Below are 13471 nucleotides of genomic sequence, written 5' to 3'. Positions count from 1 at the left end.
TTGAAGTCTCAAAACTAAGCACATAAGTCTTTTTCTTTCTACCAATAATCACAAAATATTATTTCTTAAGCCAGATTGGTTTTACTTTTCCAAAATGAAGAGATACAAACTGTACCTACCTATGCTGGCCCTAACGATTTTTGCCTGCCAGCCAAAAGAAAAGTCGCTTAACGAAGTTTTCCAATCAATAAATGAAGAAGTAAAAGCCAACTCAAAGGCCTATGAGACCCTAGGCGAAGCCACCTCCACAATTGGCCACCGCTTAACTGGTTCTGAAAATGGGGCAAAGGCTGAGGAGTATACCTTCGACTTATTAAAGTCTTATGGTTTTGACGATGTGAAGTACTTTCCTTTTGAAGTTGAAACTTGGATGCGGGGTGATGTCGAGGTGAAAATTGGTAATCTGAACAAAAGCGGCATGGAAACTTACTCTGCTGTTAGCTTGGCCCACTCGCCTGTTTCTTCCGACATCGATTTAGAAATTGTTGACATGGGCAATGGCTTGGAAGCAGACTATGCCGCAAAACCAGGCGCTGTTGAAGGCAAAATTGCCTTGGTTTACATTGGCGTTCTTCCGGGCTCACCAGAAGGCACATCTAACCTACACCGTTCTGAAAAAACTGCCTTAGCCACCGAAAATGGCGCTAAAGGAATCATCATCATTAATCAGGTAGACGGTGGTGTGCTGTTAACCGGTACAGCCTCAGTTACTGGCGGACTAATTGATATTCCGGCCGTGTGTATTGGTAAAGAAGATGGTATGGCCTTGAAAGAAACGCTTAGTAAAAAACGCATGCGTGCTGATATACAAATGACGAACACAGCCAACAAAATCAAAGCACGCGATGTAATTGCAACCATCAAAGGATCAGAATTCCCTGATGAAAAAATCATTGTTGGCGGCCACTTAGACTCTTGGGATTTGGCAACAGGTGCTATCGATAATGGAATAGGCTCATTTGCAGTGTTAGATATGGCCAGAACCTTCAAGGCATTGGACCTTAAACCGAAAAGGACCATCGAATTCATCATGTTTATGGGCGAAGAACAAGGCCTTTTGGGTTCTCGCGCTTACGTGAATGCTGCGGTTGAAGATGGTAGTATTGAAAGCATTAAGTACGTAATGAACCAAGACATGAGCGGAAACCCGGTTGGCTATAATGCCTCTGGCAGACCAGAAGCTGTGGCTTTCTTCGACAATATTGGAAAAGAAATTATGGCGGTAGATTCTACCACATTTAAAAACAACAACCGCAATGGTGCCGGGTTGCACAGTGATCATCAGCCATTTATGCTACAAGGAATTCCTTACACCGCACCTTCATCTAATTTGGAGCGTCACATTTATGGTTGCTACCATTCTGATTGTGACGATTTCGAATTAGTGAACAAAGAACATATGGAAAACAATGTACGGTTCAGCTCAATGATGCTTTATGCTTTGGCCGATGCGGATACACTTCCGGCTCAAAAGCTTAACGATGCTGAAACCAAGGCTTTCTTGGAGGGTAACGGACTAAAGCTAAAGCTACAAATTGGTGGCGACTGGCGTTGGGACGACTAAGGAATGAAGCATTTCCTACTCATATTAAGTGCTCTTGCTTTGGTTGCATGCCAAAGCAAGAGTCGCTTTGAACAACTCTTATCGCGAACCGACCAATTTGATATTGCCATAATTAACGGCACAGTCTACGATGGACTCGGTCAAGCGGGCTATCAAGCCGACTTGCTAATTAAAGACAGTGTCATTGCCTTTATTGGCGACATTGATACTGCTAAAATTCGCTACTCAAAACTCTTAGATGCCAAAGGAAAAGTAGTAAGCCCGGGTTTTATCGATTTACACGTTCATGGAAACCCACTTTCCACTGCATCATTCCAAAACTTTCCGGCAATGGGCGTTACAACCATTGTGTTGGGGCAAGACGGTTCACACCCTGGCTCCAGTGGTTTGCCGGCCTACATAAACTCCATGGAAACAGCCGAGTTAGAAATGAACGTGGCTCTTTTTGCGGGACACGGCTCACTTAGGCGCGAAGCTGAAATAGCCAATGAAGGGACACCATCGGCTGACCAATTGAACAAAATGAACACGCTTTTACAAGCAGCGTTCGGAGCCGGAGCCTTTGGCCTTAGCACAGGCTTAGAGTATGTACCGGGCATGTATGCACAAAAAGATGAACTGACTGGCTTAGCCAAAACCGTTTCAGCTAACAATGGCGTACTTATGAGCCATGTAAGAAACGAAGATGACGACAAGGTGGAAGCCTCATTGCAAGAGCTTTTCGATTTAGGAGAGTTTTGTGACGTGCACATTTCGCACATAAAGGTGGTTTATGGTAAAGGAGAAGCCCGTGGTGAAGAGATACTCGAATTAATTGACAAGCAGAAACAAGCGGGCACAAACATTACTGCAGATGTTTACCCATACACGGCAAGCTACACGGGTATTGGCATTTTATTCCCATCGTGGTGCAAAACCAACGACCAATTTCAACAAGTGCTTAAAACCAGAAAAAAAGAACTTGAGACCTACTTAGAAGCCCGTGTAATAAAAAGAAACGGCCCTGAAGCCACACTTTTCGGTTCTGGTAAATATGCAGGAAAAACACTAGCCCAAATTGCCAAGGAAGAACAGCGCACCTATGTGGATGTACTGATGGACATTGGACCACAAGGAGCATCTGGCGCCTACTTTATTATGGATGAAGCACTACAAGATGTCTTTATCACCAGCCCTGATATCTCTATTGCTTCCGATGGTTCTCCAACCATGCTGCACCCTAGGGGGCATAGTACACAAGCTAGAATTATAGAAAAGTATGTAATAGCACAAAAATCACTAAGCTTGGAAGAAGCCATTTACAAAATGAGCGGGCTACCAGCAAAAACCATCGGTTTAACCAACCGAGGAGTTTTAAAAGAAGGCAACAAAGCAGATGTGTTGATTTTTAACCCCGACAACATTCATGAAACAGCAACTTATTCCAACCCTCATCAATTAGCTAAGGGTTTTGATGAAGTGATTATAAATGGGAAGTTGGTGCGAGAAAATGGAGAAAGTAGCCACATTAATTCTGGCAAGCTTTTGAAGAAAAAGCGTAACTAGCAGCCGCAAAGCACGCTGAATGGACAAAATCATTATCCTCTTTTTGATCGGCCTAGTAGCCGGAGTAATCAACACACTTGCTGGCGGTGGTTCTTTACTCACTTTACCTGCATTAATCTTCTTTGGTTTGCCACCCAACGTAGCCAACGCCACCAACCGTATTGGTGTATTTTTCAACGGACTGCTTTCATGGCGTGGTTATCACTCCAAAGGCATAAAAACAGAGAAATACGACCTTTGGCTCAGTGTCACTTCATTTATTGGCGCCATTCTTGGCTCTTACATTGCGGTAGATATTAAAGGAGACACCTTTAATAAAATACTGGCCGCGGTAATTGTGTTTATTGTCGCCTATATGGTTTTTGGCAAAAAGGTAAAAACTGGCGATGCTGTTATTACCACCAAAAAATCTAGACTCATTGGACTGGTTACCTTCTTCTTTATAGGTGTTTATGGCGGCTTTATTCAAGCTGGGGTTGGTTACCTCATTATCGCGTCACTTTCTTTTATTCATCATTTCGGCATGGTCAAGATCAATCTGATCAAGTCATTAACAGTACTAATTTACACGCTTTCTGCGCTTGGCGTATTTATTTACACCGGATTAATCAATTGGGAATTAGGCCTAGCTTTAGCAGCCGGAAATGGTGCTGGTGGCTGGCTCACTAGCCGATGGAGCACCAAAGTAAACGAAAAGTACATCCGCTACTTTGTTATGTTCACAGCTTTGGCATTTGCTGTAAAGCTATTCTTCTTTTGATTCTAACTTCTTTAAAACATAGCCTTTAGGCTGCTTTTTAACTGGATTGTACTTGTGCATACGCTTTATCTGCTTGAGCAACCACAAAATTCGCTCCTCAGGCGTTCTTTCAAAGCCTTGTTCAAGCACATAGCGCTCGGCCTCTTCATGATTCTTATGGATTAGCAGCTTTTTAGCCATACCTAAAGCTATCAAAAATGATTCCTATTTAATAATTTGAAGCATGGAAGAAGCGCTGATCGGTTTAAGAAAAAGCTTTGAAAAGTTTATCCCTCTGAGCGATAAAGAGTGGAATAGTATTCACACCGAATGGAAGCCCTTTCAATACGAAAAAGGACTGATTATAACCCAAACTGGCGAAGTTGAAAAATACTTCTATTATGTTCATGATGGACTTATGCGTGGCTATTTCGAAAAACAAGGCACCGAATACAACATGGGCTTTACATACAATGGCGACTACAGTGGTGTGTATGATTCATTTGTTTTTCAAAAGCCAGCCGATTGGTATTTGGAAACACTTGAAGAAACCTCTGGCCTTAGAATAAGCTACCATCAGCTAGAAGTGCTGTATCAACAAGTCCCCATATTGAAAGAATGGACCTTTAAATTCAACCAGCAGGTAATGTTTGGCCTGGGCGTTTTTATTCGCAGCCTACTGGCCGATTCGGCCGAAGAAAAATTTGAACGGCTCATGACTCAAAGCCCGCACATTATTCAGATCGTTCCTCAAAAACACTTGGCCTCTTATTTAGGCATGACTCCCGAAACATTTTCTCGCATGAGACGGAAATGGGCGACTTAACTTGATCTACATCAAGACAAAACTTAGATCGCGACACTTATTTTGAAATAAAAAAATGAAACTCAAAGCAACAACACATATCCAAAACTCCATTAAGCAATGTGAAACCGCTTTGACTGAGGTGGAGCAACTCATTGCAGGTCTCGATAATGATACTTTAAACACTCAGGAAGCAGCCGGAAAATGGAGTATACTCCAGTGCCTAAAGCATTTAAGCATAGCCAATAAAATCTATGTTGAGAATATTAAAAAGGCCTACCAGAAATACCCACAGCAACCTGATGAAACCTTCTCTTCCCATTGGAAAGGCGATTACTTTACGAAAATGATTTCACCCAAAGAAAATGGAGTTGTCAAAAACAACATGAAAACTATGAAGTCGATGAATCCCGAAGAGGCTCTTCCAGTACAAGAAACAATCGATGAGTTTTTCAGCACTCATAGAGAGCTGGCTGATCTAATTAAAAAGTCAGAAAACTATAGCTTAAATAAGGTGAAAGTGCCTACTGCACTTGGCCCACTGGTTAAACTCAGGCTAGGAGATGCGTTCCGTTTTCTGCTAGGCCATCTAGATAGGCACGTTCTTCAACTCAAAAGAATCAAGAAAGCAGTAGCCTAAAGCCAGAAGTATTCGTTAGATTCAAAATGATGAAACGAATACTTTTTTTAGTCCTGACTACTTCTATAATTTTTTCCTGTCAATCTACCCTTCAGAATACTGAGCAAGAAAGAGAAGCCATTCTGGCCGCATCCAAAGCATTTTCTCAAGCTTATATTGATGGAAACCTGCAAGAGCAAATGTCTTATTACACTGACGATATTGTGATCATGTCAGGAGGTCGAGAAATGATTATCGGGAAAGAAAAAGTCACCAACTACTGGACACTGCCAGCCACCGTGAAGGTACTTGAGCATGCCTCTACACCCGTTGAACTGGAAATTATTGGAGATATAGCCAAAGATTATGGTTATTATGAAGGTAAATCACTGCGCAACGGAACTGACACCATTTCTTTCAGGGGCCAATACCTGATAACCTGGAGAAAAGAAGCTGATGGCCAATGGAGAATGTCTGCCGATATGTGGAGTACGCTGAATCAATAAGAATGAGTGAAGAAAAAGAAGATAAAGGTCGCCCCAAAGGTTTAGGAATTGCAACCGGAATAGCCATTGGCGCAGGCATAGGCATTGCTATGGATAATTTGGCCATTGGTATTGCAGTTGGCGTAGCCATGGGAGCTGGTTTTGAGGCCACTAACAATATGAGAAACAAAAAATAAGCCTTCCCAACTTTAAGTCAGGAAGGCTTTGTAAATGAAGTTCTTTTAATTAATCGTCTCTCAATCTACCAGCAGGGTTAGCAAAAGCAGCCTTAAAGGTTTGCATGCTAATGGTGATAAAGGCGATAAGTAGCGCTACGCCACCGGCCACAATAAACGGCACCACACCCAAACCAATTCGATAAGCATAGCTACCCAACCAGTCGCTCATCAAGTACCACCCAATTGGCGCGGCTATTAGCAGCGAAATAGCCACTAATACCAAAAACTCTTTACTCAATGTGTTCACAATCTGATTCACCGAAGCGCCCAACACTTTTCTAATGCTTATTTCTTTACCTCGCTGTGCTACGGTAAACGATGCCAAGCCAAACAGCCCTAGGCAGGCCAAGAAAATCGCCAAACCAGAAAAGATGGTAAACAACTCACTGCGCTGTGTTTCCGACTGATACAAGTTGTTAAACCTATCATTTAAAAAGTTGTATTGAATAGGCGAATTTGGAGAGAAAGCAGCATAAGCCTCCTCAATTTGGGCTACCGTATTCGTTAGATTCTGCCCCTCAATTTTTATAGAAAGAAAGCGAAGTCTGTTTCTGTTGTTTGCCAAAACAACTGGCACAATTTCACTTTGCAGCGACTCAAAGTGAAAATCCTTCACCACACCAACAACCTGACCTGTAACACCGCCATAAGTCATTTTTTTGCCAATTGCCTCGTTGCCATCGGCCCAGCCAATAATTCGTACAGCCTCTTCATTGAGCATAAAGTTGGCTGAATCGCGCAGATAGTCTTTGTCAAAATTTCTACCAGCAACAAGCTCCATTTGGTAGTTCGGCACAAAGCCATAATCAACCTGCAACTGCTTAATCACCACTTGTGTTGGTTGCATCTCACCATTCACTTCAGCCTGTGCCCCTTGCGAGTCTAGTAGCTGACCAGAAGGAATCCTGCTTGAACCACCAGCTGATTTTACTCCGGCAATGTTGCTCAGCTCGTTCTTGAATGTTTCGTAGTTCGCGCTAATCTCATTGCTAACGTTCAGAATCATCATCTGCTCCTTATCGTAGCCCAAATTCTTGTTTTGCATATAGCTCAGTTGCTGATAAACAACCACCGTAGAAACAATTAGAATTATAGAAATAGAGAACTGCACTACCACAAGTGCTTTTCTTAACAAACCAGACTTTCCAGTGGTTGATCCTTTGCTGCTGCGCATAACCTCTAGTGGTCTAAAGGCCGAAAGGTAAAAAGCAGGGTAACTTCCTGCCAAAACGCCAACCAGCAAAGCACCGCCAAAAACCATGGCAACCAAAGCAAAGTTGTCTATCAGGTTGAATACTAAATTCAATTCTGTAAACTCTCTAAAGAATGGTAAAATCAGGTTTGTAAATCCAATTGAGAGCAATACCGCAAACAGCGTAAGTACAATTGACTCAGTAAGGAACTGGCTCATCAAGCTGCCTTTTCCAGCACCAAAAACTTTTCGCATCCCCACTTCTTTAGCCCTGCGCGCTGAACGTGCCGTTGCCAAGTTCATATAGTTAATGCAGGCAATCAAAAGAATGAGTACGGCTATTGAAGTAAAAATGTACACATAGGTAATATCAGAGTTCTCCCCCAGTTCATCCGAAAGGTTAGATGTAAGGTGAATATCAGTAAGCTTTTGAACATGCAACTCCGTCCAAGAAGGTGCGTTCTCTCCCAGTTGAATCACTAAAAAATCGTCCATCCGATCGAGTATACCATCAATACTACCCGTTTCGGTTAGCGTAAAAAGTGTAGTGAAATTGTTGGATCCCCAAGCTTGCAACAGATTCTCTCTTCCGCCATAGAACTGCTCAATGGCAGAAAAATCGCCCATCATATTCAGCTCAAAGCTTGAGTTGTCTGGTAAATCCTTATAAACACCCTGCACTAAAAGGTCGGCCTGATCGAAAATGCGTATGCTCTTGCCCATTGGGTCTTCATTGCCAAAGTACTTTTTGGCCAAACTTTCAGAAAGCACTACCGAACCAGGTTTGGTCAATGCGGCCTTTAAGTCGCCTTGAATAGTTTCGAAAGTGAGAATATCAACGATTTCCGGATCGGCAAAAGCCAAATCGGTTTCATTAAACAGCTCATCGCCATACTCCACTGTACCCGCAGTAGAGATAAAGCGACCTATCTGAGCAATGTCACCTTCGTAATAATCTTTTAAATAATGTGCAAAAGGTGGTGCTAAGCGCGATAAATGCAAAGAGGTAGTTCCATCATTGCTCTTAAACTCACGCGTAAATCGGTATATCTTATCCGCATCCTTGTGGAATTTATCATAACTCAGCTCCTCACTTATATAAAGCCCAATAAGCAAACAGCAAGTAAGCCCAACGGACAAGCCAAGAATATTGATAAAAGAAAACCCTTTGTGTTTGAGTAAGTTGCGAAGTGCAACTTTAAAATAGTTTTTAAACATAGTTGTGTTGTTTGAGATGATTTTGACCTTGTACTTTTGATGTACACATCAAAAGACATCCTGAATTTAACATTGTTGCACCGTATATCAAACCCCTAGAATCACTCGAATACATTTATTTGTATTTTAAATGCTTTTTTATGAGATTTAAATGTGAAAAAAATACTTTTATCACTTCTCATAATTCTCTCGTTTTCCGCTGATTATCAAGCATCTGCCCAAGAAGAGTTTAAGGTAGTAACACTTAACATTCGCTACGGAACGCCTGCCGACCATGAAAACGCATGGAAAAACAGGCGCAAAAGACTACTGGCTGTTTTCAAAAGCTATAGCGATCAAATCATCGCAACACAAGAGGCGCTACCACTCCAGATCAAAGACATTCTTCAGAATAATTCAGAATTGGAGGTGGTTTACAGGTCTCGAACAAAGGCTCAGGATGATGGGCCAGCAAATGCCATTTTCTATAGCAAACGAAACTGGGAGCTCGTAACACACGAAACCTTTTGGCTATCTAACACTCCTGAAGAACCTGCTAGCAAAAGCTGGGGCAACTCATTACCCAGAACAGCCAGCATTGTGGTATTGGAGCACAAATCTTCCGGTAAGCAGATAAAACTTCTCAATGTGCTACTGGATCACCGATCGGAAGAAAGCCGTGAGAAAAGTGTTGAGCTGATACTTAGAAAGTTAATGACTGAGGTAGAGCCAATGCCCACTTTGGTTGTTGGCGATTTGAATGTAAGGCCAACTGATGCCATTGTCTCTCGCATGGAAGAGTTTTTTACCGATACATTTGAAGGAGATATTCTGTTGGCTTGTACCTACCACAACTATCAGGGTGGTAGTCACTGCCCGCGCTACGACTACATTTTCTTTCAAGAAAATGCTGGAATCAAAAAAACTGGCTACAAAATCGACAAGTGGGAATCGAAAGGGCTTTATCCGCAAGACCACTATCCTGTGGTAGCAACTTTTAGGCTTGAGAATTCTGAGGAGAATTAGTTTTAGCCTCCATTTTCTTCTTTCTGTTAGTAATAAACACTCCAACTAGTATGGACGCAATCCCAATCATCTGCCCAAGAATTAGGGTTTCACCATCTAATATCCCCCAGGTAAGTGCCACAATAGGAATAAGGTAAGTAACCGTACTAGAAAAAATTGGCGTGGTAATTTGCACTAGTTTGTTAAAGAGAATAAGCGCCAAAGCCGTACCCATAACACCAAGTAAAGACACATAACCCAAGGCTCGCCATGCGCCCTCTGCAGTTGCTAATTTAGTTTCGAAATCGGTGGCGGTAAGCAAGTAAATACCTGCAAATGGCCCAACCAACAGAATACTTACACTGGTAATCACTACAGGGTTTAAGTCTGCCAAATAACGTTTAATCACATTGAGGTTGGTTCCATAACACAAAGTGGCGAGTACTATAAAGAATGCGTAATAATTAAACTCACTAATGTCACCTCCGCTGCCAGCCGTAAGCAGTACTACGGTGCCCACAAAAGCCAGAATTAACCCAATGTAATTGTGTTTGGTAAATTTCTGCTGAAAGAAAAGCCCACCAATAATGAGGGTAAAAATAGGTGTCAAACCATTGAGCACTCCAGTAATTCCACTGTCCAGTCTTGTTTGGCCTATTGCAAAAAGAAATGCAGGGAAAAATGTCCCCACCAAGCCAATTAAAAAGAGCAGCTTTATGTGCCTTGGACTCAGTTTTCTTAAGCGAGGAATACTCACAGGTACCAAAAAAAGGCAAGCCGCCAAAATACGAACAGCGCCTACCTCGCCAGGGCCAAAAACCTCTAACCCACGTTTTATAAGAATAAAGCTACTACCCCAAATAAGGGCTAAAATGGCCAATATACCCCAGGCTAAAACATTCGTATTTTTCATGCTCCAATTAAGAAGCCCAAATGTAGAATAATTAGGGAATTAGACGAAACAATTATGCCATCATAAAGGTATCTTCAAACTTGTGCCCGATCTCATCAAGCAGGTCGAATAGGAACTGCGGATCTTCCGATTCAACAAGTTGTGTTCTATAAGGCTTAAAGTTTGGAATACCGCGGAAATAATTGGTGTAGTGCCTACGCATTTCATAAATGCCTTGACGCTCGCTTTTCCATTCCAAAGAGAACTGAAGGTGCCTTTTGGCGACATCAACACGCTCGGCCATTGTTGGTGGCGGTAAAGTTTCGCCAGTAGCCATATAGTGTTTTATCTCCTTAAATATCCAAGGGTAACCGATCGATGCACGACCAATCATAATACCGTCAACACCATATTCATTTTTGTATTCCAGCGCCTTTTGTGGCGAGTCGATATCACCGTTGCCAAAAATTGGAATGTGAATATCAGGATGGTTTTTCACTTCAGCGATTTTCGTCCAATCGGCTACGCCTTTGTACATCTGCTTACGCGTTCTGCCATGAATGGTCAATGCCTTAATGCCCACATCTTGCAGGCGCTTGGCTACTTCCACAATTCTAATAGTGCTATCGTCCCAACCCAAGCGGGTCTTTACAGTAACCGGTAAGCTCACTTGCTTTACAATCTCCTCGGTCATTTTCTGCATTTTAGGAATATCTAGCAGAATTCCCGCTCCGGCTCCTTTGCAGGCCACTTTCTTAACTGGGCAACCATAGTTAATATCTATCAGCTCTGGCTGTGCACCTTCGGCAATGGCTGCAGCCTCACGCATCGACTCAATTTTATCTCCAAAAATCTGGATACCAATCGGGCGCTCGTAGTCGTAAATATCGAGCTTTTGCACACTCTTGGCGGCATTGCGTATAAGCCCCTCCGAAGAGATAAACTCGGTATACATTAAATCCGCGCCATTTTCTTTGCAAACCGCTCTAAATGGTGGATCACTCACATCTTCCATCGGTGCCAACAACAATGGAAACTCGCCTACTTCTATGTTTTCTATCTTTACCAAAGCCAATTCGAAAATTCGCGTAAATTTACGCCATTATGTCGAGAAATGATAACGGGACGGATATAGTAAGCTCAGAATTAGGTGATAACATCGCTGCTAATGAGCAAACCATAGCCGTAAAAAAGGTGAAAGAAATTCCAGCCGGAAACAACCTCATGATAGTCATTGGACTTGTGTTGGTTGGTTTCTTTGTTGGGCAACTACTGGCCTCAATAGTAATGTTGGGCATGGCCATTGCCAATGGGCTTTCAATAGAGTCTTTACTAAACGACCCAAACAGTCTATACGATGCCGTAAGCATGGAAGCCGCCTTGGTGAGTCAAATGCTCTACACACTGTTCTTTACCTTTGTAACTCCGTGGTTCTACTTAAGAGTAGTGGCCAAAAAGCCTATAAAAAGCCTTTCTACCGAACATAAAGTAAACCCACTGTTATTGCTCATTGTAGTAGGCGCCACTTTCGCATTTATGTTTGTAAATGCCTACATCATAGAATGGAACATGGGCTGGACATTCCCAGAATTCATGTCTGGGTTTGAGCAATGGGCCAGACAAATGGAAGACGATTTGGCAGCTGCTACCGAGCGCTTTACCACCTTCGACTCTTTCGGTCAATTTTTACTTGGCTTTTTTGCCATAGCCATTTTACCTGGTGTTGGCGAAGAGTTGCTATTTAGAGGTGTACTTCAAAACGGGCTCCAACGAGTGGTTAAAAACCAACATGTTGCCATTTGGGTAGCCGCCTTTATTTTCAGTGCTATTCACATGCAAATATTCGGCTTGGTACCAAGAATGGTGCTTGGAGCAATATTCGGCTACCTCTATGTTTGGTCGGGCAATATTTGGTACCCTATTATTGGCCACATTGCCAACAATGGTATTGGCGTAATTGTAGCCTACTTGTTTTCATTGGGATTAATAGACTCTGATATGGAAGACCCTGAAAGCATGCCAATAACACTTAGCCTAATTGGTTTAATATTTTTTGCGGCACTCATGTTCCTGTTTAGGAATCACTATCTTAAGCAAAAAAAACATACGTGAGTAGCTGGCAAACCGTCTATAAATCGGATAGTGAACTTCAAGTTCAAATTGTAAAAGATGTGCTCGAAAACGCTGGCTACAATGCCGTGGTAATCAACTTAAAAGATCACGCCTACAAAATAGGAATGCTCGAAGTGCGCGTGTCTCCAGACGCTGTTATTCCGGCCATCAAACTGATAAACGAAGAAATAAAATTTGGGCATGAATAACTTGTTAGCCCGCATAATTACAGCTGTAATTGGCGTTTCCATTCTAATTGCTGCCATTGTTTACAATTACTGGACATTCGCACTGGTGTTTTTCGCCATTATGTTCCTTAGCCTATTAGAGTTTTTTCAACTTACCCGAAAATCGGGCAAGCGACCTTTTACCGCATGGGGACTGGTGGTTGGTACGCTGTTGTTCGCTCTTATATTTTTACAAGCGAAAACAGGCGTAGAACGACACTACTTTTTGCTACTTCCGGCTACAATTTCTTTTCTTTTCATATTGGCCTTGTTCCGAAAGAAGAAGGACCTAATTGTAACGAATATTTCATTTTCAGTATTCGGCACTATTTACGTGTCGTTGCCACTGAGCTTAATGAGCAGCATTGCCTTTATTCATGGCGAATACCACCACGGATTGGTGCTTGGCATTCTCTTTTCGCAATGGGCTGCCGATACCGGAGCTTATTTTGCTGGCAAAGCCTTGGGCAAACACAAGCTATACGAGTCCATTTCGCCCAATAAAACTTGGGAAGGCACTATTGGCGGCTTTTTGCTATCCCTTGTTGTAGCCTATGTTTTCAGCCTTTACTTTCCTTCGCTTAGCACAGTAGAATGGCTAGGGCTTGGCGCCATCATTTCGATTTTTGGCACCATGGGCGATTTAGTAGAGTCGTTTTTCAAAAGAGCTTTGGCAATTAAGGACAGCGGCACCATCCTACCAGGGCATGGTGGCTTCCTCGATCGCTTCGATGGCCTGCTATTATCGCTACCGTTCGCCACACTTTACATTTATCTTGTCATTTAGTGGCAAATAAGCCGCAAAGTCTTGCCCTATATCGTAGGAAATTTCCTTAATTTTGACCCGATC

General features: G+C 42.5%; 15 protein-coding genes. 11 read left to right on the top strand and 4 right to left on the bottom strand.

Annotated elements, in window-relative coordinates:
- Nucleotides 1-94 precede the first annotated feature (94 nt).
- The 3 genes from BMW98_RS06330 to BMW98_RS06320 are packed head-to-tail and all read left to right on the top strand — an operon-like array spanning nucleotide 95 to nucleotide 3869.
- Complete coding sequence (locus BMW98_RS06330; protein ID WP_090257669.1) at nucleotides 95-1564, top strand: M28 family peptidase; 1470 nt, start codon at nucleotides 95-97, stop codon at nucleotides 1562-1564.
- A gap of 3 nt (nucleotides 1565-1567) precedes the next feature.
- A complete protein-coding gene (locus BMW98_RS06325) occupies nucleotides 1568-3109 on the top strand; it encodes an N-acyl-D-amino-acid deacylase family protein (protein ID WP_090257668.1) in 1542 nt (513 codons plus the stop codon).
- A 19-nt stretch (nucleotides 3110-3128) separates the two neighbouring features.
- Complete coding sequence (locus BMW98_RS06320; protein WP_090257667.1) at nucleotides 3129-3869, top strand: sulfite exporter TauE/SafE family protein; 741 nt, start codon at nucleotides 3129-3131, stop codon at nucleotides 3867-3869.
- Here BMW98_RS06320 and BMW98_RS06315 read toward each other — a convergent pair.
- Nucleotides 3855-4049, bottom strand: a complete 195-nt coding sequence (locus BMW98_RS06315) for a hypothetical protein (RefSeq protein ID WP_090257666.1) — start codon at nucleotides 4047-4049, stop codon at nucleotides 3855-3857. The two genes, BMW98_RS06320 and BMW98_RS06315, sit on opposite strands and share 15 nt — an antisense overlap.
- A 43-nt stretch (nucleotides 4050-4092) precedes the next feature.
- Between BMW98_RS06315 and BMW98_RS06310 the strand changes: the two genes are divergently transcribed.
- From BMW98_RS06310 to BMW98_RS20415, 4 genes are read left to right on the top strand one after another with little or no spacing between them, the layout of a single operon-like run.
- Nucleotides 4093-4674, top strand: coding sequence for a Crp/Fnr family transcriptional regulator (locus BMW98_RS06310; protein WP_090257665.1), 582 nt, complete (start codon nucleotides 4093-4095; stop codon nucleotides 4672-4674).
- A 55-nt stretch (nucleotides 4675-4729) separates the two neighbouring features.
- Nucleotides 4730-5293: a DinB family protein gene (locus tag BMW98_RS06305; protein ID WP_090257664.1), complete on the top strand. Its 564-nt coding sequence runs from the start codon at nucleotides 4730-4732 to the stop codon at nucleotides 5291-5293.
- A gap of 29 nt (nucleotides 5294-5322) precedes the next feature.
- Complete coding sequence (locus BMW98_RS06300; protein ID WP_162844694.1) at nucleotides 5323-5778, top strand: YybH family protein; 456 nt, start codon at nucleotides 5323-5325, stop codon at nucleotides 5776-5778.
- A gap of 2 nt (nucleotides 5779-5780) precedes the next feature.
- Complete coding sequence (locus BMW98_RS20415) at nucleotides 5781-5954, top strand: glycine zipper domain-containing protein (protein WP_162844693.1); 174 nt, start codon at nucleotides 5781-5783, stop codon at nucleotides 5952-5954.
- 49 nt (nucleotides 5955-6003) lie between these two features.
- Here the strand turns inward: BMW98_RS20415 and BMW98_RS06295 are convergent, their stop codons facing one another.
- Nucleotides 6004-8406 carry an ABC transporter permease gene (locus BMW98_RS06295; protein ID WP_090257662.1) on the bottom strand — a complete coding sequence of 801 codons (2403 nt, stop codon included), beginning with the start codon at nucleotides 8404-8406 and terminating at the stop codon, nucleotides 6004-6006.
- 153 nt (nucleotides 8407-8559) lie between these two features.
- On the opposite strand from BMW98_RS06295, the gene BMW98_RS06290 reads away from it, so the two are divergent.
- On the top strand, nucleotides 8560-9411 hold the full coding sequence (locus tag BMW98_RS06290) for an endonuclease/exonuclease/phosphatase family protein (RefSeq protein ID WP_090257661.1): 852 nt from the start codon (nucleotides 8560-8562) through the stop codon (nucleotides 9409-9411).
- On the opposite strand, the gene BMW98_RS06285 is transcribed toward BMW98_RS06290, so the two are convergent.
- Nucleotides 9383-10303, bottom strand: a complete 921-nt coding sequence (locus tag BMW98_RS06285; protein WP_090257660.1) for a DMT family transporter — start codon at nucleotides 10301-10303, stop codon at nucleotides 9383-9385. The genes BMW98_RS06290 and BMW98_RS06285 overlap by 29 nt on opposite strands.
- Before the next feature lie 52 nt (nucleotides 10304-10355).
- Nucleotides 10356-11351: a tRNA dihydrouridine synthase DusB gene (dusB, locus tag BMW98_RS06280; RefSeq protein ID WP_090258231.1), complete on the bottom strand. Its 996-nt coding sequence runs from the start codon at nucleotides 11349-11351 to the stop codon at nucleotides 10356-10358.
- A gap of 35 nt (nucleotides 11352-11386) precedes the next feature.
- Here dusB and BMW98_RS06275 point away from each other — a divergent pair, with 35 nt between their 5' ends.
- Genes BMW98_RS06275 through BMW98_RS06265 form a run of 3 tightly spaced genes read left to right on the top strand, consistent with a single transcriptional unit; the run spans nucleotide 11387 to nucleotide 13408 of the window.
- Complete coding sequence (locus BMW98_RS06275) at nucleotides 11387-12394, top strand: CPBP family intramembrane glutamic endopeptidase (RefSeq protein ID WP_090257659.1); 1008 nt, start codon at nucleotides 11387-11389, stop codon at nucleotides 12392-12394.
- Nucleotides 12391-12603 (top strand): hypothetical protein, encoded by a 213-nt coding sequence (locus tag BMW98_RS06270; protein ID WP_090257658.1) that lies wholly within the window; start codon nucleotides 12391-12393, stop codon nucleotides 12601-12603. The genes BMW98_RS06275 and BMW98_RS06270 overlap by 4 nt, the downstream gene beginning before the upstream one ends.
- The gene (locus tag BMW98_RS06265) at nucleotides 12596-13408 is read left to right on the top strand and encodes a phosphatidate cytidylyltransferase (protein ID WP_090257657.1); all 813 of its coding nucleotides are present in this window, start codon (nucleotides 12596-12598) and stop codon (nucleotides 13406-13408) included. Before BMW98_RS06270 ends, BMW98_RS06265 begins: the two co-directional genes overlap by 8 nt.
- Nucleotides 13409-13471 lie beyond the last annotated feature (63 nt).

The organism is Roseivirga pacifica (assembly GCF_900111145.1).
In the GTDB taxonomy this organism is placed as follows: Bacteria; Bacteroidota; Bacteroidia; order Cytophagales; family Cyclobacteriaceae; genus Roseivirga; species Roseivirga pacifica.
Note: the sequence above shows the minus strand (reverse complement) of the source record. Positions and strands in the feature narration are given on the sequence as shown.

Coding starts and splice junctions, on each gene's coding strand:
- BMW98_RS06305 (WP_090257664.1), top strand. CDS start 4,730: ATGAAACTCAAAGCAACAACACATATCCAAAACTCCATTAAGCAATGT.
- BMW98_RS06315 (WP_090257666.1), bottom strand. CDS start 4,049: ATGGCTAAAAAGCTGCTAATCCATAAGAATCATGAAGAGGCCGAGCGC.
- BMW98_RS06295 (WP_090257662.1), bottom strand. CDS start 8,406: ATGTTTAAAAACTATTTTAAAGTTGCACTTCGCAACTTACTCAAACAC.
- BMW98_RS06325 (WP_090257668.1), top strand. CDS start 1,568: ATGAAGCATTTCCTACTCATATTAAGTGCTCTTGCTTTGGTTGCATGC.
- BMW98_RS06320 (WP_090257667.1), top strand. CDS start 3,129: ATGGACAAAATCATTATCCTCTTTTTGATCGGCCTAGTAGCCGGAGTA.
- BMW98_RS06330 (WP_090257669.1), top strand. CDS start 95: ATGAAGAGATACAAACTGTACCTACCTATGCTGGCCCTAACGATTTTT.
- BMW98_RS06265 (WP_090257657.1), top strand. CDS start 12,596: ATGAATAACTTGTTAGCCCGCATAATTACAGCTGTAATTGGCGTTTCC.
- BMW98_RS06300 (WP_162844694.1), top strand. CDS start 5,323: ATGAAACGAATACTTTTTTTAGTCCTGACTACTTCTATAATTTTTTCC.
- BMW98_RS06285 (WP_090257660.1), bottom strand. CDS start 10,303: ATGAAAAATACGAATGTTTTAGCCTGGGGTATATTGGCCATTTTAGCC.
- BMW98_RS20415 (WP_162844693.1), top strand. CDS start 5,781: ATGAGTGAAGAAAAAGAAGATAAAGGTCGCCCCAAAGGTTTAGGAATT.
- BMW98_RS06275 (WP_090257659.1), top strand. CDS start 11,387: ATGTCGAGAAATGATAACGGGACGGATATAGTAAGCTCAGAATTAGGT.
- BMW98_RS06310 (WP_090257665.1), top strand. CDS start 4,093: ATGGAAGAAGCGCTGATCGGTTTAAGAAAAAGCTTTGAAAAGTTTATC.